21 protein-coding genes and 1 pseudogene are annotated in these 24,431 nt (G+C 45.2%); 17 read left to right on the top strand and 5 right to left on the bottom strand.

Annotation, left to right across the window (positions count from 1 at the left end; genetic code table 11):
* Positions 1-145: 145 nt before the first annotated feature.
* Together H70357_RS33760 and H70357_RS33755 are read left to right on the top strand one after the other, a co-directional pair.
* Positions 146-943, top strand: coding sequence for a response regulator transcription factor (locus H70357_RS33760; RefSeq protein ID WP_038598194.1), 798 nt, complete (start codon positions 146-148; stop codon positions 941-943).
* Positions 940-2,715, top strand: a complete 1,776-nt coding sequence (locus tag H70357_RS33755; RefSeq protein WP_038598192.1) for a sensor histidine kinase — start codon at positions 940-942, stop codon at positions 2,713-2,715. The genes H70357_RS33760 and H70357_RS33755 overlap by 4 nt, the downstream gene beginning before the upstream one ends.
* Here the strand turns inward: H70357_RS33755 and H70357_RS33750 are convergent.
* From H70357_RS33750 to H70357_RS33740, 3 genes are read right to left on the bottom strand one after another with little or no spacing between them, the layout of a single operon-like run.
* On the bottom strand, positions 2,702-3,394 hold the full coding sequence (locus tag H70357_RS33750) for a DUF4097 family beta strand repeat-containing protein (protein ID WP_038598190.1): 693 nt from the start codon (positions 3,392-3,394) through the stop codon (positions 2,702-2,704). The genes H70357_RS33755 and H70357_RS33750 overlap by 14 nt on opposite strands.
* Before the next feature lie 47 nt (positions 3,395-3,441).
* Positions 3,442-4,383 (bottom strand): DUF2705 family protein, encoded by a 942-nt coding sequence (locus H70357_RS33745; RefSeq protein ID WP_231578359.1) that lies wholly within the window; start codon positions 4,381-4,383, stop codon positions 3,442-3,444.
* Positions 4,380-5,291 carry an ABC transporter ATP-binding protein gene (locus H70357_RS33740; RefSeq protein ID WP_038598188.1) on the bottom strand — a complete coding sequence of 304 codons (912 nt, stop codon included), beginning with the start codon at positions 5,289-5,291 and terminating at the stop codon, positions 4,380-4,382. Before H70357_RS33740 ends, H70357_RS33745 begins: the two co-directional genes overlap by 4 nt.
* A gap of 167 nt (positions 5,292-5,458) precedes the next feature.
* Here H70357_RS33740 and H70357_RS33735 point away from each other — a divergent pair, with 167 nt between their 5' ends.
* Complete coding sequence (locus tag H70357_RS33735) at positions 5,459-7,252, top strand: helix-turn-helix transcriptional regulator (RefSeq protein WP_038598186.1); 1,794 nt, start codon at positions 5,459-5,461, stop codon at positions 7,250-7,252.
* Between the two features lie 93 nt (positions 7,253-7,345).
* Positions 7,346-7,825, top strand: a complete 480-nt coding sequence (gene rlmH / locus H70357_RS33730; protein ID WP_038601220.1) for a 23S rRNA (pseudouridine(1915)-N(3))-methyltransferase RlmH — start codon at positions 7,346-7,348, stop codon at positions 7,823-7,825.
* Between the two features lie 250 nt (positions 7,826-8,075).
* On the opposite strand, the gene H70357_RS33725 is transcribed toward rlmH, so the two are convergent.
* Positions 8,076-8,558, bottom strand: coding sequence for an alpha/beta fold hydrolase (locus tag H70357_RS33725; protein WP_156130985.1), 483 nt, complete (start codon positions 8,556-8,558; stop codon positions 8,076-8,078).
* A gap of 164 nt (positions 8,559-8,722) precedes the next feature.
* Here H70357_RS33725 and H70357_RS33720 point away from each other — a divergent pair, with 164 nt between their 5' ends.
* The 12 genes and pseudogenes from H70357_RS33720 (at position 8,723) to H70357_RS33670 (ending at position 20,103) form a co-directional block, all read left to right on the top strand.
* Positions 8,723-9,385 carry a helix-turn-helix domain-containing protein gene (locus tag H70357_RS33720; protein ID WP_038598184.1) on the top strand — a complete coding sequence of 221 codons (663 nt, stop codon included), beginning with the start codon at positions 8,723-8,725 and terminating at the stop codon, positions 9,383-9,385.
* Between the two features lie 45 nt (positions 9,386-9,430).
* Positions 9,431-10,375 (top strand): DUF4097 family beta strand repeat-containing protein, encoded by a 945-nt coding sequence (locus H70357_RS33715; RefSeq protein ID WP_081966077.1) that lies wholly within the window; start codon positions 9,431-9,433, stop codon positions 10,373-10,375.
* A gap of 39 nt (positions 10,376-10,414) precedes the next feature.
* A complete protein-coding gene (locus H70357_RS33710; RefSeq protein WP_269322459.1) occupies positions 10,415-10,942 on the top strand; it encodes a TVP38/TMEM64 family protein in 528 nt (175 codons plus the stop codon).
* Positions 10,923-12,137 (top strand): WS/DGAT domain-containing protein, encoded by a 1,215-nt coding sequence (locus H70357_RS33705; protein ID WP_038598180.1) that lies wholly within the window; start codon positions 10,923-10,925, stop codon positions 12,135-12,137. Before H70357_RS33710 ends, H70357_RS33705 begins: the two co-directional genes overlap by 20 nt.
* 27 nt (positions 12,138-12,164) lie before the next feature.
* Positions 12,165-12,560 (top strand): SRPBCC family protein, encoded by a 396-nt coding sequence (locus H70357_RS33700; RefSeq protein ID WP_052092404.1) that lies wholly within the window; start codon positions 12,165-12,167, stop codon positions 12,558-12,560.
* 531 nt (positions 12,561-13,091) lie between these two features.
* A pseudogene (locus H70357_RS36430) lies at positions 13,092-13,301 on the top strand (response regulator transcription factor); the annotation flags it as partial.
* A 14-nt stretch (positions 13,302-13,315) separates the two neighbouring features.
* A complete protein-coding gene (locus tag H70357_RS36425) occupies positions 13,316-14,557 on the top strand; it encodes a YecA family protein (RefSeq protein ID WP_052092403.1) in 1,242 nt (413 codons plus the stop codon).
* 27 nt (positions 14,558-14,584) lie between these two features.
* Positions 14,585-15,325, top strand: a complete 741-nt coding sequence (locus tag H70357_RS33690; protein ID WP_052092402.1) for a hypothetical protein — start codon at positions 14,585-14,587, stop codon at positions 15,323-15,325.
* 5 nt (positions 15,326-15,330) lie between these two features.
* Entirely contained in the window at positions 15,331-15,666 is a 336-nt protein-coding gene (locus H70357_RS33685; RefSeq protein ID WP_038598176.1) for a helix-turn-helix domain-containing protein, read from the top strand.
* A 444-nt stretch (positions 15,667-16,110) separates the two neighbouring features.
* Positions 16,111-16,875, top strand: a complete 765-nt coding sequence (locus H70357_RS33680; RefSeq protein ID WP_038598174.1) for a helix-turn-helix domain-containing protein — start codon at positions 16,111-16,113, stop codon at positions 16,873-16,875.
* 29 nt (positions 16,876-16,904) lie between these two features.
* On the top strand, positions 16,905-17,603 hold the full coding sequence (locus H70357_RS33675; protein ID WP_038598171.1) for a transglutaminase-like domain-containing protein: 699 nt from the start codon (positions 16,905-16,907) through the stop codon (positions 17,601-17,603).
* 256 nt (positions 17,604-17,859) lie between these two features.
* Entirely contained in the window at positions 17,860-20,103 is a 2,244-nt protein-coding gene (locus H70357_RS33670) for a U32 family peptidase (RefSeq protein ID WP_038598169.1), read from the top strand.
* A 337-nt stretch (positions 20,104-20,440) separates the two neighbouring features.
* Here the strand turns inward: H70357_RS33670 and H70357_RS36205 are convergent, their stop codons facing one another.
* Positions 20,441-22,222, bottom strand: coding sequence for an S-layer homology domain-containing protein (locus H70357_RS36205; RefSeq protein WP_197073639.1), 1,782 nt, complete (start codon positions 22,220-22,222; stop codon positions 20,441-20,443).
* A 420-nt stretch (positions 22,223-22,642) separates the two neighbouring features.
* Here H70357_RS36205 and H70357_RS33655 point away from each other — a divergent pair, with 420 nt between their 5' ends.
* Positions 22,643-24,421 (top strand): aminopeptidase P family protein, encoded by a 1,779-nt coding sequence (locus H70357_RS33655; RefSeq protein ID WP_038598163.1) that lies wholly within the window; start codon positions 22,643-22,645, stop codon positions 24,419-24,421.
* The last annotated feature ends 10 nt before the right edge of the window (positions 24,422-24,431 follow it).

Here is a 24,431-nt window from a genome sequence, read left to right as displayed (position 1 = left end):
CAGTATAACACTGCATTAACGGTTGCTTAACTTTGAACAACGGTTTTGGCAGACGAATTAAGCTATTGTTAAGGTTGTGCGGCCAGTCTGGCGGAGCCAATCATGTTATGATAGTTGCGATTACTAGATCGAAAGGGGAACTGGCATGAACCATGCTGCCATTCTGCTCGTCGATGACGAGGCGTCCATTGTTGAGCTGATCAAGACGGTACTTTATAAAGAAGGATTCACGGATATAGATTCGGCGGGTACGGGTGAAGCTGCTATTCTGGCCTGCCAGAGCAAGGTGTATGACCTGATTGTGCTGGATGTGATGCTGCCGGGGCGCAGCGGGATTGATATTTGCCCTTTCCTGCGGCAGACGACGAATGCGCCGGTGCTATTTTTGTCTGCGCGTATTTCGGATTTTGACAAGCTTACCGGTTTTGCGGTCGGCGGCGATGATTATATCACGAAACCGTTCAATCCGCTGGAGCTGGTGGCCCGGATCCGTTCGCAGCTTCGCCGTTATCTGGGTGACGCGGGCGGGCCGGAGCCTGTTCAAAATAAAGAGGGGCAACACGGACAGCCTCCCCAGGGAAATGCCAGGCAGGAGCGGCAGCCGCTTCAGCAGAACATTAGCTATGATTTCGGAAGATTCCAGGTGGATGAGACGGCGGGCGAACTGAGAGTGGAGGGGGAAGTGGTCACCTGTCCGGCGCTGGTGTTTCAATTGCTGTTATTTTTCTGCAAGCATCCGAACCGGCTGTTCACCAAAAGCGAGCTGTACGAACGGGTATGGGGCGAGGCCGCGCTGAGTGACGATAATACAGTTATGGTACATATTCACCGTATACGCGAAAGGATAGAGCTGGAGCCTGCCAATCCCGTGTATCTGGTCAACGTTAGAGGACTGGGATATAAGCTGGTACAGCGCAGCGGGAGGGAAAAGGGACAGGTATGAAGATGAAAAGGCGTCTGACCCTCCGGTTCGTGCTGCATTCGGCCATCGCCGGAATGGTTGTGCTGCTTATTGCGGCAATCACCGTCATGTGGGTGCTGCTGCGGCTTTCGGAGATTAATCTCACCGATAATTTTGTTTCTGTGGGTTTGGAAAGGCTGGTTGAGTCCTCCGAGTTCGGAGCGGACGGCATTATCTTCGACCCGAAGCTGCTGGAGCAGGTCAAGCAAAATAAAGGCTGGCTGCAAAGTCTGGATGAGAACGGAAAAGTAGAGAAGTCCTACAACACGCCTTCTGATGTTCCGGCGCAGTATAATCCGGGAGAGCTGGCCGCCTATTGGCAGCAGCAGCAGCAGGGTTTCCCGTATGACGTCTACCTCTGGATTCAGGAGAAACACGGCAGAATGTACACGCTTCTCTATGGGGTGCCTGAGGTGCTTAAGCCGCTATTGCAAGCGGTCAGCGAAGAACCTTCCTCCTATGCGGAGGGGAAGCTGCTGCTTTCAGCGAAGACAGAAAGCCGGATCCAGGCGCTTGGCGGTTATGTGCAGCTGCTTAATCCGGAGGGCAGTGAGGTGGCGGCTTTTAACCGGCCGGATTCTGCTCCAGCCAAATATACTGTACAAGAGCTTGCCTTGCGCTCGAAGTATGAGGGAAGATACGGATACCGTATGGCGTTTGACTATAATGAAGATACCGGCCAGACCTGGGTGGTAAGCTTGCCCAATGATGCGGCGAAGTCATCGGCCAAGGCCCCCCTGATCTCCGCAGAAATGCGTATTGTACTGACTGGAATTGCCGGGATGCTGGGGGCGACGCTGCTGATCTTTGCGCTTCTGTCCTTCTTGAACGCGCGCCGCTTCGGCGCTCCGATGTTCCATATGCTGGCCTGGCTCGATTCCCTCGGGCAGGGCTCTTATGACGAACCGGTGGACCGCAAAGGCCGTCCGCGCAGCCGGCTGAAGTCAGGCAAGTGGAAGCGGCGTTATTCTATCTTTGCCGATGTCATGCTGTCATTGGACCAGCTGACTGAGATTCTGCGGCGTGACGAGGACCGGCGGCAGCGGACAGAGACCCTGCGGGAAGAATGGATTACCGGCATTACCCATGATTTGAAAACCCCGCTCTCCTCCATTAAAGGCTATGCCCATTTGCTCGCCGAGGATACTTATGACTGGTCCTCTGAAGAAGTCCGCAAGTTCTCTGCAATCATGCTGGAGAAGTCGGCGCATATGGATACGCTGATCAGCGATTTGGCCATTACCTACCGGCTGAGGTCGGGTATTCATGTCCCGCAGACCGAGGCCGTGGAGATGAGAGCCTGGCTTGGCAATGCGCTGGAACAGGCCGCAGCCAACCCGGAGTATGGAGAGGGGCGGATCATTTATCAATCCCCTGACACAGAAATTACCGCCAGGATCTATCGGCCTTGGATGGAGAGGGTCGTCGGCAATTTAACGGCCAATGCGCTGCTGCATAATTCTTCGGATACGCAGCTTACCGTAACACTGAGTGCGATGGATACCGGCGGATTGGTTATTATTTTCCGCGACAATGGCCAGGGGATGGATGAGCAGACGGCGGCGAATTTATTCGAGCGGTATTACCGCGGGGGAGATACGGCTTCCACAACGAACGGTTCGGGTCTGGGCATGGCGATCTCCAAGGGCTTGGTTGAGGCGATGGGTGGACAGATCACCGTGAGTTCCGCCCCCGGCAAAGGAACGGAAATCCGGCTTATTTGGGATGGTCTGGCGGCTGCTATTTCCGGCTAACGTTTCCGCCAATGGTTCCAAGCTTAATTTCACCATTCCCGGTCTGGGAAATCACGGCATCGCCCGTAATGTGATCCATATCCAGGGACCCGTCTCCGACAGCAACCTCGGCCGAACCTTCTACTTGGGTTACCACAACATGTCCATTGATATTATCGATATCAACATCGGTACCAATATTGCGCACGGTGATATCGCCGTCCCGGCTGGAGAGTGTTACCGGACCTTTGGTGTCGATAACCTCCAGATCTCCGTTCACGTTGTCCACCTCCAGCGGAGCCGAGAGATCGGCAACCTTAAGTTTGCCATCTCTATGCGAGTCCAGCTTCACAGCGAGTTCACGCGGAAGTGTAATCTCCAGATCTACGGCCCCGGAACCCATAGCCAGCATCTGGCCGCCAAAGGAAGCATCCAAATAAGCAGTAGCCTCTTCTGCCCGCAGCTTCAGCTTCAATTTATCCATACTTATGCCTTTGGCGGTGACCACGGCGGTGACTTCAATCGTATCCGTGTCTGCACCGTTTACTTCAATTTCTCCGTTGCGGTTATCTATAACCAGCTTCGTCAGCTTGTCAGCCTGCAGTTCAAGCTTCTGAGTTGACGATGTTTCTGCGCCCTTGCTACAAGCGGTTACTAGCAGCAGGCAACCTACGATTAATAATCTCCATGTCCAGCGCATTGGAATTCCCCTTTTCTAAATTTAATATGGAAGAGCATTGTGTACCGTTATGAGACATCACGTTTGACGAACAGGGTGTGCGAAAGAAGATGCATGACTGCCAGATGAAGTCCTATAAAAGCCAGAGAGAAGCCGAGCGTCATGCCTTTCACCGCCGGATCACCCAAGAAATAACCGCTAAGGTCGGAATGGGAGAAAATAAAGAAACGGGTCCACGTCCAGCCGTTCATGGCGATGGAAATGACAAATCCGGCCACGGAAACGAACAAGGGAATGACGATAGCAAAGATAGGACTGCGAAAACCCGCAGATATCATAAAAGCCAATGTAACTGAAATCAACAGAAACGGCAGATGGAACAAGTAACTGCCAAGGATTGAAAGCAGCATGGGCGTTTGGTGCACGGTGTGATCCCGCACATACATATAGCTGTCTCCAAGACCGCCCCAGCCGAACATGATTCCCCCGAACAGCAGGGAGAGCAGAAGGCCGAGCAGCGTCAACCCCAGTCCGAACAGGATCGCGGCAATATATTTGGCGGTATACACCTCTGTCCGGCTGGCCGAGCGGGTCAGCAGCAGCTTGATCGTGCCGGACACAAATTCGGCAGCTGCAATCTCTCCGGCAATAATGATTGAGATCAGCGAGACGGCAACTATAATGTTTCCTGAAAGATCCCCCGCAAAGCTCCAGGCATTCGTCTCAGGCGGCAAATTATGCTGCAGGGAGTACTCGTTCAGCAAAATGTTTTTCTCCGCTTGCCGTATTTCAATCTGCAACGCATCCGGTTCGGCAGCTTCCTCTGCCAGCCGGTGATTCTCCTGCTCAAGCTGCGACCTCCAGTCTGCCGCAGCGGTGCCCCCATCTCCAGCACGCACATTGATGATCTGAAGGATGACGAAGACTGCAACGAGAGCAATGAGCACCCAGGTGCGTTTTCTTTTGTAAATCTTCATATTCTCATTTCGGATATAGTTGATCAGCTTCAATGTCCTTGTCCTCCTGTAATCTCAAGGTATTTGTCTTCAAGCGTCCGCTTCACCGTGTTCACCCCGTATACGTTGATGCCTGAATCCAGCAGCTTCTGGCTGATTTCGGGAATGCGGTTCTTGGGTAGGCGTACACGAAGCTGGTTGTGGCCGGCAGTAATTTCCGCACCTGACAGGAACGCTTGCAGTACTTGCACCGCCAGCTCGGGCCGGTCAACCTCGAACTGGACGAGCGCGTCATCCTCCTGAACCAGCTCCGACAAACGATGCACTCCGATCAGCTTGCCTTGCTGGAGCACGGCAACGCGGTCGCACATCATCTCCATTTCCGACATCAGATGGCTGGAGATCAGAATGCCGACATTCTCCTGGCGGGCCAGATTCTTCAGATGCTCCCGCAGCTCGTGGATGCCCGCCGGATCAAGGCCATTGGTCGGTTCATCCAGCAGCAGCAGAGAGGGCTTATGCATCAGCGCTACAGCCAGGCCGAGACGCTGCCGCATCCCCAGCGAGTAGGTACTGACTTTCGCAGAAATGCTCAGCTCCAGTCCTACAAGCTTGATAATCTCCTTCAGCCGGTCCTCAGTGACGCCCGGACTCATTCTTGAGAAGAGGATCAGATTGTCATATCCGGATAAATATTTGTACAGATCGGGCTGTTCCACGATAACGCCAACCTTGCCCATAGCTGCGGAGAATTGCTGCCGGGTGTCGATTCCGTCAATAATGACCTGTCCTTCCGATTTGGAGACCAGTCCCACGATCATGCGGATTGTCGTTGTTTTTCCAGCTCCGTTGGGGCCCAGCAGGCCCATGATTTCTCCTTTTTCCATTTCCAGTGATACATGGTCTACAAGAGTTTTGCGGCCAATGACCTTGGTCAGATCCCGTATTTGAAGCAGCGGCAAAGCTACCCCTCCCTTTTCCAAATGATTGTAGTAGGATATAATTCTGCATATCGCTTAGCTGAATCCCGCTGCCCATAACCTACCAAGCGGACTGTCATATTGAACAGTTACTGCGTGTCATATGCTGGATGTGACAACAGATCAAGCTGAATTGGAGATGCTGATTGATGCAAAAAAATAAAGCCCGGCGGGCGTGGCAAGATCTAACCGTTCTGCTCTTACGCCTGTTATGGAGCATAGCGGTCGTTATATTGATGTATCTGGATAAGCCGGATTTCCCGCTCTGGCTGGTGCTGCCAGCGGTATTGCTGGGCGGCTTAATTCCTTCATGGGTTGGACGGGATTTCAAGACGCGGTATATTCTTCTGGAATTTATATTCGCAGGCGGGATCGCGTTCGCGCTGGCGTACTATTTTGGCTTAACGCGATTATTCCTGCCTGCTGTAATGATGCTTGCCTTCCATACCCGGGGCAAGGCGCACTTATATACGCTTCCAATCACCTTATTGCTGTACAGCTTAAGCGCCGGACCCGCCATAGGGGAAGGACTGTCGCACCCGCTGATCTGGAAGAGCCTCTCGGATGGGTTGTTCGTCTACGCAGCCGGATATGGATTGCAGATGGGAGCGAAGTCAATCAACGCGATCCGGCAAAAGCTGACGCTAGTCAACGAGCAATATACCATTCTGGAGCAGTATTCCTCTCAGATTGAACGCATGACCCTGCTGGAGGAACGTTACCGGATGGCCGGGGAAGTGCATGATACGATTGGACACAGCTATACTTCGATGATTCTGGGCCTGGAAACGCTGAGGCCGCATGTAGCCACGGAGGAAGGAGAGCATAAGCTTCAGAGTGTTCTGGAGCTAGCCCGCAAGGGGCTGGAAGATGTGAGGCGGCAGGTCCATCAGATGGACCCGCTGGAGGAGCCGGTGACGTTGGACCGGGCTTTGATGCAGATTGCCGGGCAGTTCGAATCCAATACGGGGGTCGCATTGTCGTTCCGCACGATGGGCGAGCCTTATGCGGTGATTAAGCAGGCCAAACATACGTTATGCCGTTCGCTGCAGGAGGCACTGACCAATGCCAGCAGGCATGGGCAGGCGAGTGCCATCCGGGTGGTCCTGCAATATGATCCGGCCCAGCTCATGCTGCAGATTCAGGATAACGGCAAGGGAACTGCTCAGCTGCGCTACGGCTTCGGCCTCACCGGTATGAAGGAGCGTCTAGCGGCATTGCAGGGCAAGCTATATATTGATTCCCAGGAAAATGACGGCACGCTGGTAACCTGTATGATCCCGAATCAGACGCAGGAAGGGGAGCGGCGGATTGATATCCTGCTGGCTGACGATCAGCCGCTGGTCCGCGAGAGTCTGAGGCTGCTGCTTGGAGAGGAGAAGGATTTCCGGATCCGTACTGCCGCGAGTGGCAAGCAGGCACTGGAGCAATGCGCCGCCGAGCAGCCGGATATTGTCCTGATGGATATTCACATGCCGGAAATGGACGGCCTGGAGGCTACCCGGCAGCTTAAGGAGAAGTGGCCGGAGATCCGGGTCATTATCATTACAACCTTCGAGGAGATTACCTATGCGGCGGAAGCACTGCGGCTTGGCGCTGAGGGCTATCTGCTAAAGGCACTCCATCCGAAGGAATTGGCGGCGACGATCCGCCTGGTCTACGGAGGCGGTACGATGATCTCGCAGGAGGTGGCCCAGCAGCTGTTCCAGGATCAGCAGTTGGATACTTCACTTAATCCGTATGACCTGACCGAGCGGGAGCTGGAGGTTCTGCAAGAATTAACGGAAGGGCTGCGCAATAAGCAGATTGCCCAAAAGCTGCATCTGTCAGAGGGAACCGTCCGAAACTATATTTCGGCGATTTATTTGAAGCTTCAGGTGGGCGACCGCGACGAGGCCGTAGAGAAGAGCAGGAAAGAGCAGCTGGTGCAGCCTCGGGCATAGAATTGATTTAAGACTGATAGCTGGCGGATGCCTTGCTAATCATACAACGAAGAATACAGCAGCCGGCCCGGAGGCCGGCATATGGAGGATATTATGTTAATTCAAATTATCGGTGTGGGCAAATTGAAGGAGAAATATCTGACCGACGGCATCGCGGAGTATGCCAAGCGGCTGACGCCGTACCTCAAGCTCCAGCTCATCGAAGTAGCCGATGAGAAAGCGCCCGACAACCTAAGCGCCGCAGAGGTTGTCCAGGTTAAGGCACGCGAAGGCGAACGCATCCTCGCGCACATCAAGAGCGAGGCGCATGTTATTGCGCTCGCGATCGACGGCAAGCTCTGGAGCTCCGAGGAGCTTGCCGCAGAGATCGACCGGCTCGGCACCTACGGGACGAGCCATGTCGCCTTCGTCATCGGAGGCAGCCACGGGCTCTCCGATGAGGTCCTGCGCCGCGCCCAGCAGCGCATGAGCTTCGGCCGCATGACGCTGCCCCATCAGCTCATGCGGCTGGTGCTGGTAGAGCAGGTGTATCGGGCGGTGAAGATAAATCGGGGGGAACCGTACCACAAGTAACGGCAAGTTTTTTGAAGAAAAGCTCGCAGGAGCCTGTATTTGCAGCATGACGACGTTAGGAGCAGGGTAGGTCACACTCCGGTCGGAATGATGCGTAAACGGGCTTCTGCGGGATTATTTGCTTTATAAATATATAAGGGATTTAAGCATGCACTCATGAAGGAACGATGAAAAATATCCCTGACAATGATGGGGGGATGCACGATTTTTTCAGATGATTTTGCTTGACGAAACCAATTCAGGAGTACAATTATTTCTCTGATTCGAGTGATGCAGTATCCATGCTATCAAAGAATTCGAGAAGAGCAACTGCCACCTTCTCAGGTGCCTCCAGTGCTGCATAGTGGCCGACGCCATCAAGAGAAACCGACCGGACTTCGCCCGACGCTACCTGGCTCATTGTTGCAAAGGTAAACTCACCTCCACCGGCTCCGATTGCTAGCACGGGCACACTCAATTTGTGGGCGGAGGCGAGAGCTGCAATGTCTTCGCCCTCCTGAAGCATAGACTGGTAGAGGCCAATCGCTCCGCGCCAACCGTTGGGACGGGAGTAGGTGCGTACGAACTCGTCGATGTCGGCTTCGGTGATTGCCCTTGGTGTCGCGCTCATGGTTGGGAATACGAATTGTCCAAGGAACTCACGTTCGCGTCCGGAGAGCAGCATCTCGGGGATGTTCGGAGCAGCAAGAACGCCGATGTACCAGGTACCACCATGTGTGACATCGGCCAGCATTTCTAAGCCGAATCCAGGTAGGCCCATCTCGATCGCGGTGAAGCTGAGTACATCCTCCGGATAGGTAGCCGCGCCTTATTTCGTACTGAAAATCGGTTGATTAATGAGGAAAAAAGTAATACAATAATAATTAAATGAACGGTTCAGTAAGAGGGGTGAGCGCAATGGAAAATAGAATGAATTTGATATTTGACGCGGCTAGTCAATTATTTATCAACAAAGGTTATGCACGGACACAAATGAAAGACATCGCAAAAGAAATTGGTTTGTCAACTGGTATGCTTTATGTCTACTTTACAGGGAAAAGAGATATATTGAGTTTTCTTCTGAAAGGAACAATAGAACCAGCGTTTGTTACACAGGAATTTGAATTGCCAATTCGATCCGAACTATTTGATTCTTTAGATAACGAGATCATGGAAGCATTTGAACAAAATACAAAAGCTTTTTCTGCTCATCTTGATGATATTACAAATTATCCTTTGGAAATAATGTTGTCCGACGCATTTGACGTTATTTCAAAGTACGGAATCGGTTGCTTACTCATTGAAAAAAATCCAGACGACTTAGGAAAGTTGACGGGTTATTATAAAGAGTACCGCCAGAAATTTTATCATCAGGTTCTATCTTATATCACGCAATACATGCAGAACGGAACGTTCCGTCAGGTAGAGTTTCCGCAATATGTCACACGCTTAATCATCGAAACCCTATCATGGTGGGGAATGCACATTACAAATGACGCTTTCGAGACGCAAAAGAATATTACAGTTGAAACAGCCAAAAACATATGTATGGATAACCTGCTTCACGCATACAAGCAGTAAAATTTTACGGGGCAAGCGCTCCGTAAAAAAATACGATTTTATTAAATGAATGGTTCAATTATTGAAAGGAGAATAATTTTTATGACACGCAATTTTATTTCATTCACCTGTGTTGTTTTTTTACTCATGGGGATTTTATCAGGGTGCGGAGGACAAAAGGCTACTGCGCTTGTCAATACTCTTACATTTGATACGGGAGATTTTGAGAGCCTTCGGCTTGATTATGATGCAGATGATATTCATGTTTTGGAAAGTGATAATGACAAGGTAATTGTAAAAGAGTACATGAACGAGAACAAAAAAAGCTACTATGCCAGAACCTCCACGCAGAATGGCGAACTGCTGATTACCGAGGGTGAGAGGCCAAGACGTTCCAGCTTTGAATCGTACATTGAAATTTATATTCCGCAGGACTATATGGACAGTTTATCCCTGCACTCTACGAGCGGAACAATTAATTCGGAAATTGCGCTGAATTTATCAGGTGATTTCAGTGTTGATACGACCAGCGGCGTAATAGAAGTATCAAATACTAAGACATCAACAGTAAAGGCTACCAGTACAAACGGCAGTTTGAGTTTTGAAAATATTGATGCAGATGAAACAAACATACAGACTACCAATGCCACAACCTCCATGAATCAGATAAACGGAACAATCAGCTATCAATCAAAAGGCGGGAAATTGATGGCTTCTGGCCTTAGCGGTTCCGGTTCTTTTAACGCTTCCGGGGAGGGTTCCATAGATATTTCCTTTGCCGATGTGACAAGCGATATTTCCGCATACTCCAAAAACGGAACGCTTACGGTAACGCTTCCAAGTGGACTTAATTTTAAATTTTCAGCTACAACCAAAGAAGGCTCTATTGATACCTCTTTTGCAGACCAGCTTGCAATTACGAATAACACTGCGGCCGGGACTGTCGGCACCTCTCCTGATATAACCGTAGAACTGGAAACCCGGAATGGAGATATTAAAGCGGTAAGGTGACGATATGAAAAAGGACGATAAACCTAGATAATCCAGATAGTGATTGCATTTATACCAGGAGAACCCGTTGAAATTTTGGCGGGAGTGCTGTATGGAGGGTTTGGCGGTCTATTCCTTTGTCTGGTTGGTTGCATGATTGCTTCCTTTGGCGTTTTTATGCTTTCCAAAAGGTTTGGTGCGCCCCTTATGGCAAAGCTATTCAAAAAAAGTAAACTTGATGAATTTGCTTTTCTGAAAGACGCTAAGAAGCTGGAAACCATTGTTTTTATCCTGTTTTTAATTCCGGGAACCCCAAAAGATATGCTGACCTATGTTGTTGGAACCAGCCCAATGAAGATAACCCAGTTTCTGGTTCTTGCAACCTTTGCACGCATTCCCTCCGTCATATCCTCGACTTTTATCGGGTCTACCATACGGCAGGGGGAATGGGAAATCGCCGCTCTGATTTTTGCTTTAACCGCCGTTTTGGGTGTTGTGGGGATAAAACATCAGGAAAGAATGATTGACTTTTACAAGAAAATTGGCCGAAGAATGAAAGGTGCAGAACATGAAGAAGAAAATTTATAAGGGAACGGCTCTTGACTTGATACAAACAGCATATATAGAAAATCACATTCCCCTTGTATATTGCTATATGGAACTTGATACCACGATTGATGTTAACCGATTGAAACAGGCGGTAAGCCGTACAACAGAGGTTATCCCACAAATTCTATGCGGGTATAACGAAACAAAAAATGCATGGATTCTGGAAAAGTATGGTAGTAATTCGGTGGTCAAAATCATTTCAGAAAAGAATTGTTATGAGGATTTGATTTGGGATTTGCACATAGGCCCACAATTGAAAATTAATGTTTATCATCAAGGTGCTGGCGATCATCTGCAAATAGCTATTAGCCATATTCTGACCGATGGAGCCGGATTTCAGCAATACCTTGCCCTGCTGTGTAAATTCTATAATGAGCAAAATTTAAAGGCATTCAGTGAAGTAAACTTCCGAAGTGTGGTTCCGTTGCTTTTTCATACTGCTATTCAAAGATTACCGCACATTAGTAAACACGTTCATAAAGGGAATATCCCGGCAATTCTGCCAGTGGAGAAAGGTCAAACGCTTCTTCATTCCCTAAAAGTCACATTATCCGAAGAACAGCTTAAAATGGTTCAGGAAAAAGCAAAGAACCTGCATGTTACTTTGAATGATGTTTTTATGGGTTCTTATGCCTATGCTTTGAAATCCTTTACTGCACAGGACGAAATGATATTAACCTGTCCAGCCAATTTGCGGAAATTCAGTACACTAAACGGCAAACTGACAATTGCCAATATGACAGGTAAATATTTGTGCCGCATTTCTCTTGCGAAAGACGAAGAATTAAAAGAAACCATATTAGCGGTACATCAGGAAATGGAACGGCAGAAATCGCACTATGACTGCTTTCATTCCATTTTGTTTCTGCACATATTACATACAATACTGCCAATTAAATTATTACGGCATATCACGAGAGCATTCTATTCGGTGGAGCCGATCTCTTACACCAATATGGGGGCGATTAATGAAAACATATTTTTTCAAGGAATTACTATCAAAGAATGCTATCTATGCGGTACATACAGGCAAGCCCCCTCTTTTCAGGTGTCCATAAGCACTTACAAGAACGTCTGCACACTTGCTGTAAATATGTGCGGTACGGAAAAGCAAAGAATTACCGGAATGCAATTATTGAATCAAATGAAGTCCGCTTTATTATCCGAATTATAATGCTGAACGAATCGGCAGAAAGGAAAATTGCATGAAACCAAAACCACTGTCTTTCCTATTACTCCTATCGTAACAGCGGTTCATACCGCAAGAAAAGCCGGGCAGACATTCCCGGGCTTTACAGCGAATACGCTTATCGACGGAAATGAACGCACACTGATTCTGGCTGATGGCAGCTCAGTGAAAGAATGGATTGTTTCCATAGATGAAGAAGAGCGCCGTCTGGTGTTCGCGGTGAAGGAAGGGCGCATGCCGCTTCTTCATCACAATGCTTCGTTTCAGATACTCCCTGATAGCCAGGGCGGCAGTCAATTTGTATGGATCACCGACTTTCTGCCTGCGGAGCTGACTGAAGCGATTCAAACCCAGGTAGTTCGCGTTTCGGCAGTCATTAAACAAACCCTTGAAACAGAATCAAAGTAGTTAAAAAAGCACAAAACTACCGAATATCCCTCGGGTTTCATTATAACCAATTTTGTATAGTAGAAATTTCACAGGTGAAGTTTCTCATAAAGTTACAGTAACTTTAAACTTAAGCCTTAGTACGAAGGAGCTTGCACGGCAAGCTCCTTTCGCATTTTTCGCCGATAGAAAGTAAAAAAAACCTTCCGCGATGTCAGTGGAAGGGGCATATCCTAAAAAATACGTATTGACTTACCATCGAATTGAACTCTAATTCGATGCCTTCGATTTTCTGGCCTTTCTTCACATTAATCTGCTCCACGATCTTTTGGAGCAGGCTTTTTTGCGTTTAAATGACGATGTGGCCAGCATTGGGTGGAACTGGAAGAGTGCTTTTTCATTTGATCGAGCGGAATTGGATTGTCGTGCTGATGGGAAGTGCAGGTTTGAGTAAACAAGATGCCCACTGAAATGATCATATTTGCAGTTATTGTCCGTTTATATTGGAGTGTTAAACTTAAAATAACGATTTGAGAAGGGCAGGTGCTTGGAATGAATACCATTCTGATTGTTGATGATGATATATGCATCCGTGAGCTTGTGAGCGCAGTACTCCAAAATGAGGGCTTTATCACTTATGAAGCGTCCGACGGGCGTGACGCGCTGCGACAAATGACGAACGCAAGTCCTGACCTATGTGTCATTGACCTTATGATGCCCGGCATGGACGGCTTTGATTTGTGCCGGAAGCTCCGGCAATATGGGAGGCTTTGGAAATGGCGATTGGTCGTAATGATCCTTGTATTTGTGGAAGTGGAAAGAAGTACAAAAAGTGCTGTATTAATAAACCATTAAGGAAAGCTTCAAATACAAATACGGTCCTGATTGATGAGTGTGTTTCTGATTTCGAATATATTGAGGCTACCTCCAAAGAGCTTGAAAAAATCATATCCCTTTATACCATTGATGATGTCACCAGAGCTATATTTTGCATCAATTCTTGGGCCGATAATCGTTCGGCGTTAGCACAAGCATTAACACTTAACCATTCATTAAGTAATACTACAAAGTTCGGTAATCGAAATATTAAGCAATATTCCGAATTCAAAGAGTTCTTTGGTGCAATTTCTATTTATTTGCCGATTACCTATAGAGAAGATTTGACACTAAATGACTTTGGTGAAGTTAAAATAATTGTTGATGGTGAGACTTATCCAGTAGTAATTGGTACTGGTCACGAACAGGTATATGCTGTAATGAATTTTCTTCCTGAGTTAGCCGAAGTTCTTGAAATGAAAGGTGAACTTAAGGCTGTATTGCATTATAACCAAAAAATAATAAACATGCTGACTGATAGTAACATATCTTCTCCTGGTGAAGATTATGATATCGCATTTGAGATGCCCTCAGAACAATTTTGGGTAGCATCGAATTCTCTGTTTAATTCAAAAGAGTTTGTAGAACTTTCTAAGCATGCATCTCAAATAATGGGATATCAAGAATGTCCAATTGAAATGCGTCATTTCTTCGTTTATAAGAAAGAATATTACCCAATTTATAATGCATCAATTCTGGTCGATTTGTACAAAAAGCTGCTTTCTTTGGCAACAGCAGAAGAATTCCATCACCATATCAGGTTAACATGGGGGAAATTAATAGAAAATACTTTCAATTTTTCAAATAATGATCGTTCGCGAGTTCTCATTGCACCTAGAATTTTTAATAAAGATACAGGTAAACCATTTACAAATAACCGTTTAGCATTTATGGCTGTTAGCGAAGGTAGAGTGTTGGTTGCAATAGATAAAGGTGACTTTGATAATCTTGAAAGCATTGACGCTGAAATCATGGCATTTAATTTATTGCATGAGAGCAATCAACTGCGACTTTGCGAGACGTATTACAGGAAAGAATTAAAAGGGGGGTATGCATTTGATGTTTTGGCCGAGATGCCGATTCATTTTTTGCTAATAGAGCCATTCACCGTTAAGTCACGCTCCGGTTGGAATGGTGCGTAAACATGCTCCTGCGAGTTTATTTGTACTATGGCTTGCCGCTTGGAGAAGTGGGACAAAGTCATTGAGACATCGGAGATTTTGTATGAATGTGTGCAGTACTTGTATCAGGAACAGCAGTATCGGAAGGCTAAATCTTCACCACTGTTGACAATCGGGCTAGAGCATCCACTGGTCTATTATTACGGATTCAGTTATCTGACTCGGGGGATGGCTTATCAAACGAAAGAGAACTATGAGGAAGCACAGGCGTACATAGATAAGTATGCCGAGTTGGGATGGTTGGAGGATCTAGGTGAGGACGGGCTGGAAGTTGTAGAGGAATTCAGATTTCTGGCACAAGCAAACGGATATGCACTTGAACTTATGTCTGGGCGGGTGGGCGTTCTGACTTCTTACACTGCCTTTCTGCGAGAGAATCCAGAAGAAGTACTGCCCGGATTGGATGTGATTCTGCAGGCTGCGCTGCGGTATGGGCTGGATGTGGACGAATTGCTGATGATGTTCGCGGAGCATACGGCTGAATTCAGCACATATGAGGATGAGGGCAATCTAGTACACTTTTATCGCTTCAGTTATCAATTGGCGCTGTACTATAAGCGGGCGGGAAGAATGGTGGAAGCACTGGAGCAGATAATGCAAGCAGTGAGGCTGGCCTATCGGTCGGGGAACGACAGTCATTTTACAAGAAGTCTGGCGCTCTTCGAATCTTTGAGCGATTGGGCAACGGTGGAGCAGGTGAACGAGGTTCAGGCGTTAATTAAGGGGTGAATACCGTGATGGATAAGGAAATACTGAAGCTCGTTGGAACCCGGATTCGTGCTCTTCGGAAAGAGCGGGGCTTGTCACAGGAGGCGCTTGGGGAGAAAGGCGGATTTCATTTTTCATACATAGGGCAGATTGAACGTGGTGAGAAGAATGTCTCTTTATTGAATTTACATAAGATAGCGGAATCGCTTGAAGTTAATTTAGTTCAGCTATTTGCATATCAGAATGAAGAGTTTATGGTTACTTCAGCTGAGAGCGATATTCAGGATATTGTAAGTATGCTTCGTGACGCTAATGACGAGAAGATACGCGTGGCGAAAAATGTACTTAAAGAATTATTATGAGATACGTCCTTCAGAGCAAATGAGGTCATTGAAAGTAAACGCACAAGCCACTGGCTTGTGCGTTTTGCTGTAGCTTAAGTAATAGTTCTTATTTTATGATTAATGGCAATAGTCTGAAATTTGATTTTCTAATAATCTTATTAATTTACTAAGGAGCAGCCAAGACATTATTTATCGGATTTATAGTAGTTATTATCGTATTATCCATCTTAACCGGAATGATGCAGGGGACTAAGAAGATTAAGATGTCTTATAAAGACTTGTACCAACATAGAAAGTAATCCTTTTATTGAGCAATGTTTTTAAAAATGTAGAGATATCCGAATTACTTGCTTAAAAACATGTCGAGATAAAGATTTTTGCTTGATATGACCATCAGTAACGACCTAACATATGAGCTGATATACTTAGTCTATAAAGAGATGAACATGGAGTGATTAGGGGATGATGAATTTATATGGAGCGGAGCATCACTTGATGGTGGTGTCAGACGCTATTGATGCGGAAGAACACCGGCATTCCTTTTTACAGGTGACGATCTCATTAACAGGAGAATTTGATATTGATGTAGCGGGGCAAAGCTTGAGTTGTCCAGGAATCATTATCAATTCGAACGTCGTTCATCGCTTAAAAGAGGCGGGACACCCGTTGATGCTTCTTCTGATAGATAGCACCTCTGAGATGGCTGCAAGCTTTAGGCGGTATCTGGAGGGGCAGCAGTATTATGTGTTTCCGCAAGGAATGATGAAGAGCATTCGCGAATTTGTGCAAAAAGAGTATGCTGGCGTTAAGGACCCGGACAGCTATCGTTCTTTTCTGGGACAACTCATGATGCTATTGGGCGTAGAACAGGTGAATACAGCTATTGTTGATCCGAGAATAAGAGAGTTTATTCAGCTCATAAAAGATTGCACGAACTCCGAACACTCCGTAAGTCAATACGCCCGGCAATTTGGTTTATCCAACAGCAGAATGTCGCACCTCTTTAAAGAAAATACAGGCATTTCGCTTAGCGGGTACATGGTGCTGCACAAGCTGCAGAAGGCAACCTATTTAATTTTTGAGGGGCTCAGCATTACGGATGCGGCTATGGCAGCAGGATTTGACAGTCCGTCACATTTAGCCGCCACCAGCAAGCAGTTGCTGGGAATGACGGCGAAGGGTATTCGCAAAGATAGCGTCTTTTTAAAAGTTTCTTGCCTGTATTAACCTTACAATGGGTGCAGGAGGTGTGTTCCATGAGTGCATACTTGAAGGAAACCGAATTACTAAACTATTCTCACCCATTGATCCAGCAAATTGTTCACAGCCGCCAGTGGGATTCGATGTCCAGGAGGGAACAAATTCTTGGCATATATAACTACGTGCGTGACGAAATCCGGTTCGGCTATAACCGGGCAGATGATATTCCGGCATCGGAAGTATTACAGGATGGCTACGGTCAGTGTAATACAAAGGGTGTGCTTTTTATGGCGTTGCTAAGGGCTGTGGGAGTGCCATGCCGTATGCATGGATTTGCCATTGATAAGAAGCTGCAAAAGGGGGCAATGAAAGGGTGGTATTACCAACTGTCTCCCCAGGAGATCATTCATAGCTGGGTTGAAGTGCTATATGAAGGCAAGTGGTTGAATATCGAAGGATTTATACTGGATATTCCCTATTTGACCAAGCTTCAGCAAAAATTTGAACAGTGTACGGGTTCATTTTGCGGTTATGGCGTTGCAACCGATAATTTTCAAAAGCCGGATATACATTGGAACGAAAATGATACCTACGTGCAAAAAGAAGGAATCGTTCAGGATTTCGGGATTTATGACAGCCCTGATGCCTTCTTCACGGGTCATCCGCAAGGGCTCAGTCCATTCAAGAAAATAATCTATAGCAGGGTGGTTCGGCATCTTATGAACCGGAACGTCGATCACATAAGGCAGGGGTAGCTAACTGATTCTAGATGTGAATAAAGAATTATTATGAGGCAAGCCTCTCAGGGCAAATAAGGTCGTTAGAATCAAAAGCACAAGCCATTGGTTTGTGCTTTTTGCCGTAGCTTAAGTGTAGTTCTTATTTTATGATCAATGGTGCTGAGTCTGAGCTGCCGAAAGACCAGGGCTATATAGGCATAACAAAAAATATCTTTGATAAAGAAATGTCGCTTTAACTAGCGTATAATTTATGGGTCATAAGGAGGAAAAAATGACTGAATTACTAGCTCCAGCAGGAAATATGGAGGCTTTAAAAGCTGCAATTTCTAATGGTTGTGATGCAATATACTTAGGAATGCAAAAATTTGGTGCACGTGCATACTCATCTAATTTTGATTTAGAATCGTTAAAAGAGGCTGTTACGTATGCGCACCTGAGGGACGTTAAACTCTATGTTACAATGAATACCATCGTTTTCGAAAACGAAGTTGAAGAGATGAAAGTGCAGATACACGAATTAAATGAAATCGGTGTTGATGGCATTATCGTCCAGGACCTGACTGCTTTCGATTATATCGTTAAAAACTTTCTTGATATGGAAGCACATTGTTCAACTCAAATGGGAATAGACGATTTAGACGGAACTTTATTATTTAAAGAACTTGGTGCTAAAAGAGTTGTTCTGTCCCGTGAGGTTGAGATTGAAAAAGTAAAAGAGATCAAAAGAATAGCTGAAATACCTTTAGAAATTTTCGTTCACGGTGCTTTATGTGTATCTTATTCGGGAAACTGTCTAATGTCAGGATTACTCGGCTATCGATGCGCAAATCGCGGAAGATGTGTGGGTTCATGCCGTAAGGAGTATGAACTAATGGATAAGACAATAGATACATCTTTAGGGAATAGCTATATTTTATCTACTAAGGACTTAAACACAATCGATTACATCCATGATTTAAAAGAAATCGATTCTTTAAAAATAGAAGGCAGAATGAAAGCGCCTACGTATGTTGCTAATGTTGTATCAAAATATCGCATGGCCTTAGATAATAAAATAACCGAAGAAGATAAAGAAAATCTGAAAAAAACATTCAATAGGACATTTACTAAAGGGTATTTGTTTCACGAAGATAGGAGAAATATTACAAACATCTTAAGACCTAATAACTTTGGTTATGAAATTGGAACAATCAGCAAGATTGTTAAAGATAGGTATGAAATAACACTTACACGTCCTTTAAATCAGAACGATACCATTCGAATCAGTCACAACAATGAAGATGTTAATTTAACGGTTGCAAAACTGTACGATAAAGATGGTGAATTAATCAACAAAGCAGAGGATGTCTGCTATATCAAAATCAAAGAAAAGATGTCTAAGGGAGATGTAGTATATAAAACGAAGGATTATTTCTATTCCAAAGAATTAGAAGCATCACTGGAAAAAGAATTTAAGCGGTTTAACCTCGATATTAGAGTATATGCATGTCCAGATTCAAAGCTTTTCATAGATGCGGAGGGCTTAGGCTTTAATTATTCATATGAAAGCGAGGAAATATTAGGCGAAGCCATTAATAATCCAACAACAAAAGACCAGGTAATAAAGCAATTTTCAAGATTAAATGATACTATATTCGAACTTAATCATGTCGATTTTGAGGAATGCAATGCATTTATTCCAGCTAAACTGTTAAATGCAGCAAGAAGAGATATTGTACTGGGCTTATATGACTTAAAGCTTAACAGCCAAAAGAAAAGAACCAAGGCTTTGAAAGCAAAAGAAAAAATAAGCTTTGCCCCTGAAAAACCATACCTTACGGCCTCTGTAACGACTAAGGAGCAGTACGATGCTTGCGTGAGCTGTGGAATTAAGGAAATCTATTTTAAAAACGTTGTTAGAAGAAATCAGAATGATTATAAGGAAAAAGAAGGGCAGCTACTGATCGGAGGATATGGTGGAATTTATCACTACAGAGAAACTAATCCTTTTGTTACAGACTATTCTCTAAATGTTGTTAATGCTACTAGTTGCTATGAATTATATAAATTAGGTGCAAAACGAGTCACTTTATCTTATGAATTGAATAAGAGCCAAATTGAAGATTTAATGAATGCCTATTATGAAGAAAATGACGGCTATCCTGCACTGGAAATGATTGTATATGGTAAGGTTCCTTTGATGTTTACAAAATATTGTCCGATGAAAAAAATGAATCAATGCAGAATTTGCAAAACGAAGAGCTATGAGTTAAAAGATGAGCACGGAACGTTCCCTATAATTTCCCATAATGATTGTACAACGACTCTCCTTAATGGGAAGACGCTTAATCTTTTAGATGAGCTACAAAACATCAAAGGAATCGAGGCGCTCAGATTAAACTTCACAGTTGAATCAAAAGAGCAGGTTGTGAAAGTCATTAATATGGCGTCAGGTAAATTAAATGGCTCAATGAATAATGCTGTCTTTAATCAGGAAACAGACACAAGAGGACATTTTAATAAAGAGATTGTGTAGGTAGCCAAAGGGATGGTTCTGGCGATATGATGGCGGGAGCGAATCCAACAGCGGCAGCGGTCAGATTATGGCGTACATAAATGCCCGGACGGCAGACTCTGCGATTGGGGTAGGTAGTGAGCAGTATCTGAGAATTGGTCAAGGAGATCATCGCTCCATCAATACACGTTTACTTGGGGTGAGACCGCCATTGAACCAAAATCAAAAAATAACGGTGAAGGGATAGCCTCCCTTACGCCGTTATTTTTCTAGTTGAAATTTTCTTCTCGCTGAAGAGCTGCCTTCAACTCAAGATAGAATAAGCAACCCCTCTACGGTGTTACGATTATGACTTTTCTTAATCCGTATAGTAGCCTAAGACAAGGTCAACTACGTCCTGGATATCTTGTTTAGTAGACATAGGCGTTCCAAAAGGATTGTTTTTGGCCTCCTGATAGGCCGATTCAAGGGCAGATAAGACCTCGCTTAAGTTCGAAGCTGTCACTCCGGTTATACCAGCTAGAGCGAATACTTCTTCGTTAGGAGTAGATCCTTCACTGAAAGGATTCAAATAATCATAGATTGCAGCTAAGATAATTGCCTGATTAGTCTCGTCAACAATCGCTTGAATTTGAGACAATGTTCTTGGAAGTGGTGTTAATCCGGTTTCCAATGCGTATTCGTAGGAGGAAAGGTCCTCTAATGTGACGCCCGTAATACCTGCATTGGCAAAAGTCGTCACATCAACATTCGTCCATGAACCCGAAGCCGATGCAGCATTGATCAAATCCAGTGCCGCTTGCTTCGTAATACCGTCAATAACCGCATTGACGATGGCTTGAATTTCTGAAACCGTCCACGGAGAGCTTCCATCAGAGTCAAGTGCATCTTGAACAGCTGATACATTGGATGTCGTTACGCCCGTAATACCGGCTTCAGCAAAAGTCGTCTCATCAACATTGATCCATGTCCCAACAGATGCATTAATCATATCTAGTGCGACATTGGATGGCGCCGGTGTTGGTGTCGGTGTCGGCGTCGGTGTCGGTGTTGGTGTTGGTGTTGGTGTCGGCGTCGGTGTTGGTGTCGGCGTCGGCGTCGGCGTCGGTGTTGGTGTCGGCGTCGGTGTCGGCGTTGGTGTCGGCGTCGGTGTTGGTGTTGGTGTTGGTGTTGGTGTTGGTGTTGGTGTTGGTGTTGGTGTTGGTGTTGGTGTTGGTGTTGGTGTTGGTGTTGGTGTTGGTGTTGGTGTTGGTGTTGGTGTTGGTGTTGGTGTTGGTGTTGGTGTTGGTGTTGGTGTTGGTGTTGGTGTTGGTGTTGGTGTTGGTGTTGGTGTTGGTGTTGGTGTTGGTGTTGGTGTTGGTGTTGGTGTTGGTGTTGGTGTTGGTGTCGGCGCTGGTGTCGGTGTTGGTGTTGGTGTTGGCGCTGGTGTCGGTGTTGGTGTTGGCGCTGGTGCTGGTGCTGGTGTTGGTGTTGGTGTTGGTGTCGGTGTTGGTGTTGGTGTCGGCGCTATATATTGTGATTTCGCTTCGTAGGCACCGGTAAGCAGCAAATCGCGCGTAGCATTTGCTTTGCCGCCAAACGTACCATCAGCGCCATTGGATAACAATTTAAGCTCCAATGCCTCGGACACATAACCCTGCGCCCATTTGGATACGGTTGTATCGGTACCAGTTTTCGCTTTTGCTTCCGCGTCCTTGCCTAGCACTCGAACCAAGAACGTAGCCAACTGCTCTTTGGTCACTTTGCCAGCAGGATTGTATGTACCTTCGCCATAGCCGTCCGTTACGCCAGCAGTTTTAAGTGCTTCAATGTAGGGCAGCGCATAACCATTGGCGGCATCATTCGCCTTGACGTCACTGAAACTGGACATCTTCAGATCTTTATTGACTTCAATACCCGTAATCAATGCCGCAACCTTTGCGAACTGGGCGCGGTTCATCTCCTCTTTGAGCCCAAACGTCGTATCACTGACGCCATCAAAAATCCCAGCGCTAATCATTGCATCAAACTTTGCCTTCGTCGCCGCATCCAAATCCTTTAGATCAGTGAAGTCTGCCGAAGTCTTCGCCTCAGCATAAACCGTACTGCCAGACGCGCACATTAATAAAACCAAAAATGAAACAAGCCATTTTTTTCTCATAAATCCTTCTCCTCCTTAGACTCTACCGTCTGGGTTAATCGTAAATGCCCCTTCAGACTCATACTTTTCTTGTAACAAGATAATTATCGGCAGAATATCCCCTTATTTTTATATAAAATTTGTTGGGAATTACGGGTGTACGCTCCCTATATCCGCTGGTTCACCACACTTCCAACACGCTGTACACAACAAAGAAACCTGCTAAGCGACTCTCGCACAAGCAGGTTTCCGTAAATAAACAATTGCTTGTATTATCGCAGCATCTTTTTCCGGAAAACAGCAAAATTCCCTCGATTGATTAGAATGAGGAGGTACCAATATTTGTTTTGCCAATATTTTGGGAGTAGGATTATTAAGAACTCGTCATTTATATAATAGCTTTTAATGCATTTGGTCCTAAGGAAAATGGAGGTATTGGAAATGGATATCAGGGATAAGGTCGAAAAGTTAAGACAGCTAATGAGAACAAATCAAATGGATGCTTATATCATTCCCAGCTTTGATGCACATCAGAGTGAATATGTAGCAGAGCATTGGAAATGTAGAGAGTGGATATCAGGATTTACAGGGTCTGCAGGTACAGTAGTTATTACCTTAGAGGATGCTGGGTTATGGACAGATGGTAGATACTATATTCAAGCAGAAAAGCAGCTTGAGGGCTCAGGAATCAGATTATTTCGAATGGTGGATCCAGGGGTACCCTTTTATTCGGAATGGTTAGCAGATGTTCTTAATGAAGGAAGCGTTGTGGGCTTTGATGGAAATGTTTTTTCAATTACTATGGTTAAAAGAATGGAAAAAGATCTAAAAGCAAAAAGAATCGGATTAAAAATGAATCAAGATTTAATTGGTGATCTGTGGGAAGATCGACCGGAGATTCCTAAAGGATCAATGTTTACTCATGACGTAAAATATGCAGGCAAATCACGTGTGGAAAAATTAAATGAAGTAAGAAAAGAAATGAAAAATATAGGAGCAAATTATTATATTTTAACCTCCTTAGATGACATTGCATGGCTTTTGAATATAAGAGGGGCCGATGTGCCTAACAATCCAGTTGTAATTAGTAATGTAATCGTAGCGGAACATAAATGTTATTTATTTATTGATTCCTGCAAGATTCCCCCTTTGGTTCAATTAGAACTGGAGGCTGAAGGAATCGAGTTAAAAGCGTATGATGAAATACATATGTTCTTGGGAAATCTTTCGAGCGGAGATACCATTATTTTAGATGCGAATAAAACAAATAGCAGATTATATAACGCCATTAACAGTAATACAAATAAAATTGAAAGTCCGGACATCACAACTAATTTAAAAGCTATAAAAAATGAAGTTGAGATAAAAAATGTGAAATGGTGTGAAATCAAAGACGGTTTAGCCATGGTGAAATTTATAAAATGGTTAAAAAACGTTGTAGATAAAATAGAAATTACAGAGATTACTGCAGAAGAAAGATTAGAAGATTTCAGAAGGGCACAGGAAGGATATGTTGGGCCTAGCTTTGATACGATAGCAGGTTATAGAGAACATGCTGCGTTGATGCATTATAAAGCCAATAAAGAAACGCAATTTATACTTAAGAATGAAGGCCTTTTTCTAGTTGATTCAGGCGGACAGTATTATGATGGAACAACAGATATTACACGAACGATTGTTTTAGGAAAACTTACCGATGAGCAAAAAAGAGATTTTACTTTGGTGTTAAAAGGGTTTATTGCATTAAGCTCAGTGAAATATTTATATGGGGCTACAGGTTCTAACTTAGATGTTTTAGCAAGACAACCAATATGGCAATATGGTCTAGACTATAAGTGCGGGACAGGTCATGGGGTGGGTTTTTTCTTGAATGTTCATGAGGGACCACAAAGCATAAGGAATAATACTAATAATGTTATATTAGAAAAAGGCATGATCATTACGAATGAACCGGGAATATACCTTGAAGGTAAATATGGAATTAGAACTGAAAATATGATGTTAGTAGTTGACGACGAGAAAACAGAGTTCGGTCAATTTATGAAGTTTGAAACCATTACGTATTGTCCAATTGATCTAGCCGGTATCAATACAGATATATTAACAGAGAGTGAAAAGCAATGGTTAAACAATTATCATCAAGAGGTCTATACGAAGCTGGCTCCTTATTTAAATGATGAAGAGAGCGCATGGCTGAGGGAAGAAACTAGGGAAATATAAATGTCCTGCT

It is taken from the genome of Paenibacillus sp. FSL H7-0357 (assembly GCF_000758525.1).
In the GTDB taxonomy this organism is placed as follows: domain Bacteria; phylum Bacillota; class Bacilli; order Paenibacillales; family Paenibacillaceae; genus Paenibacillus_AQ.
This window is presented reverse-complemented; position numbering and strand designations above follow the sequence as displayed.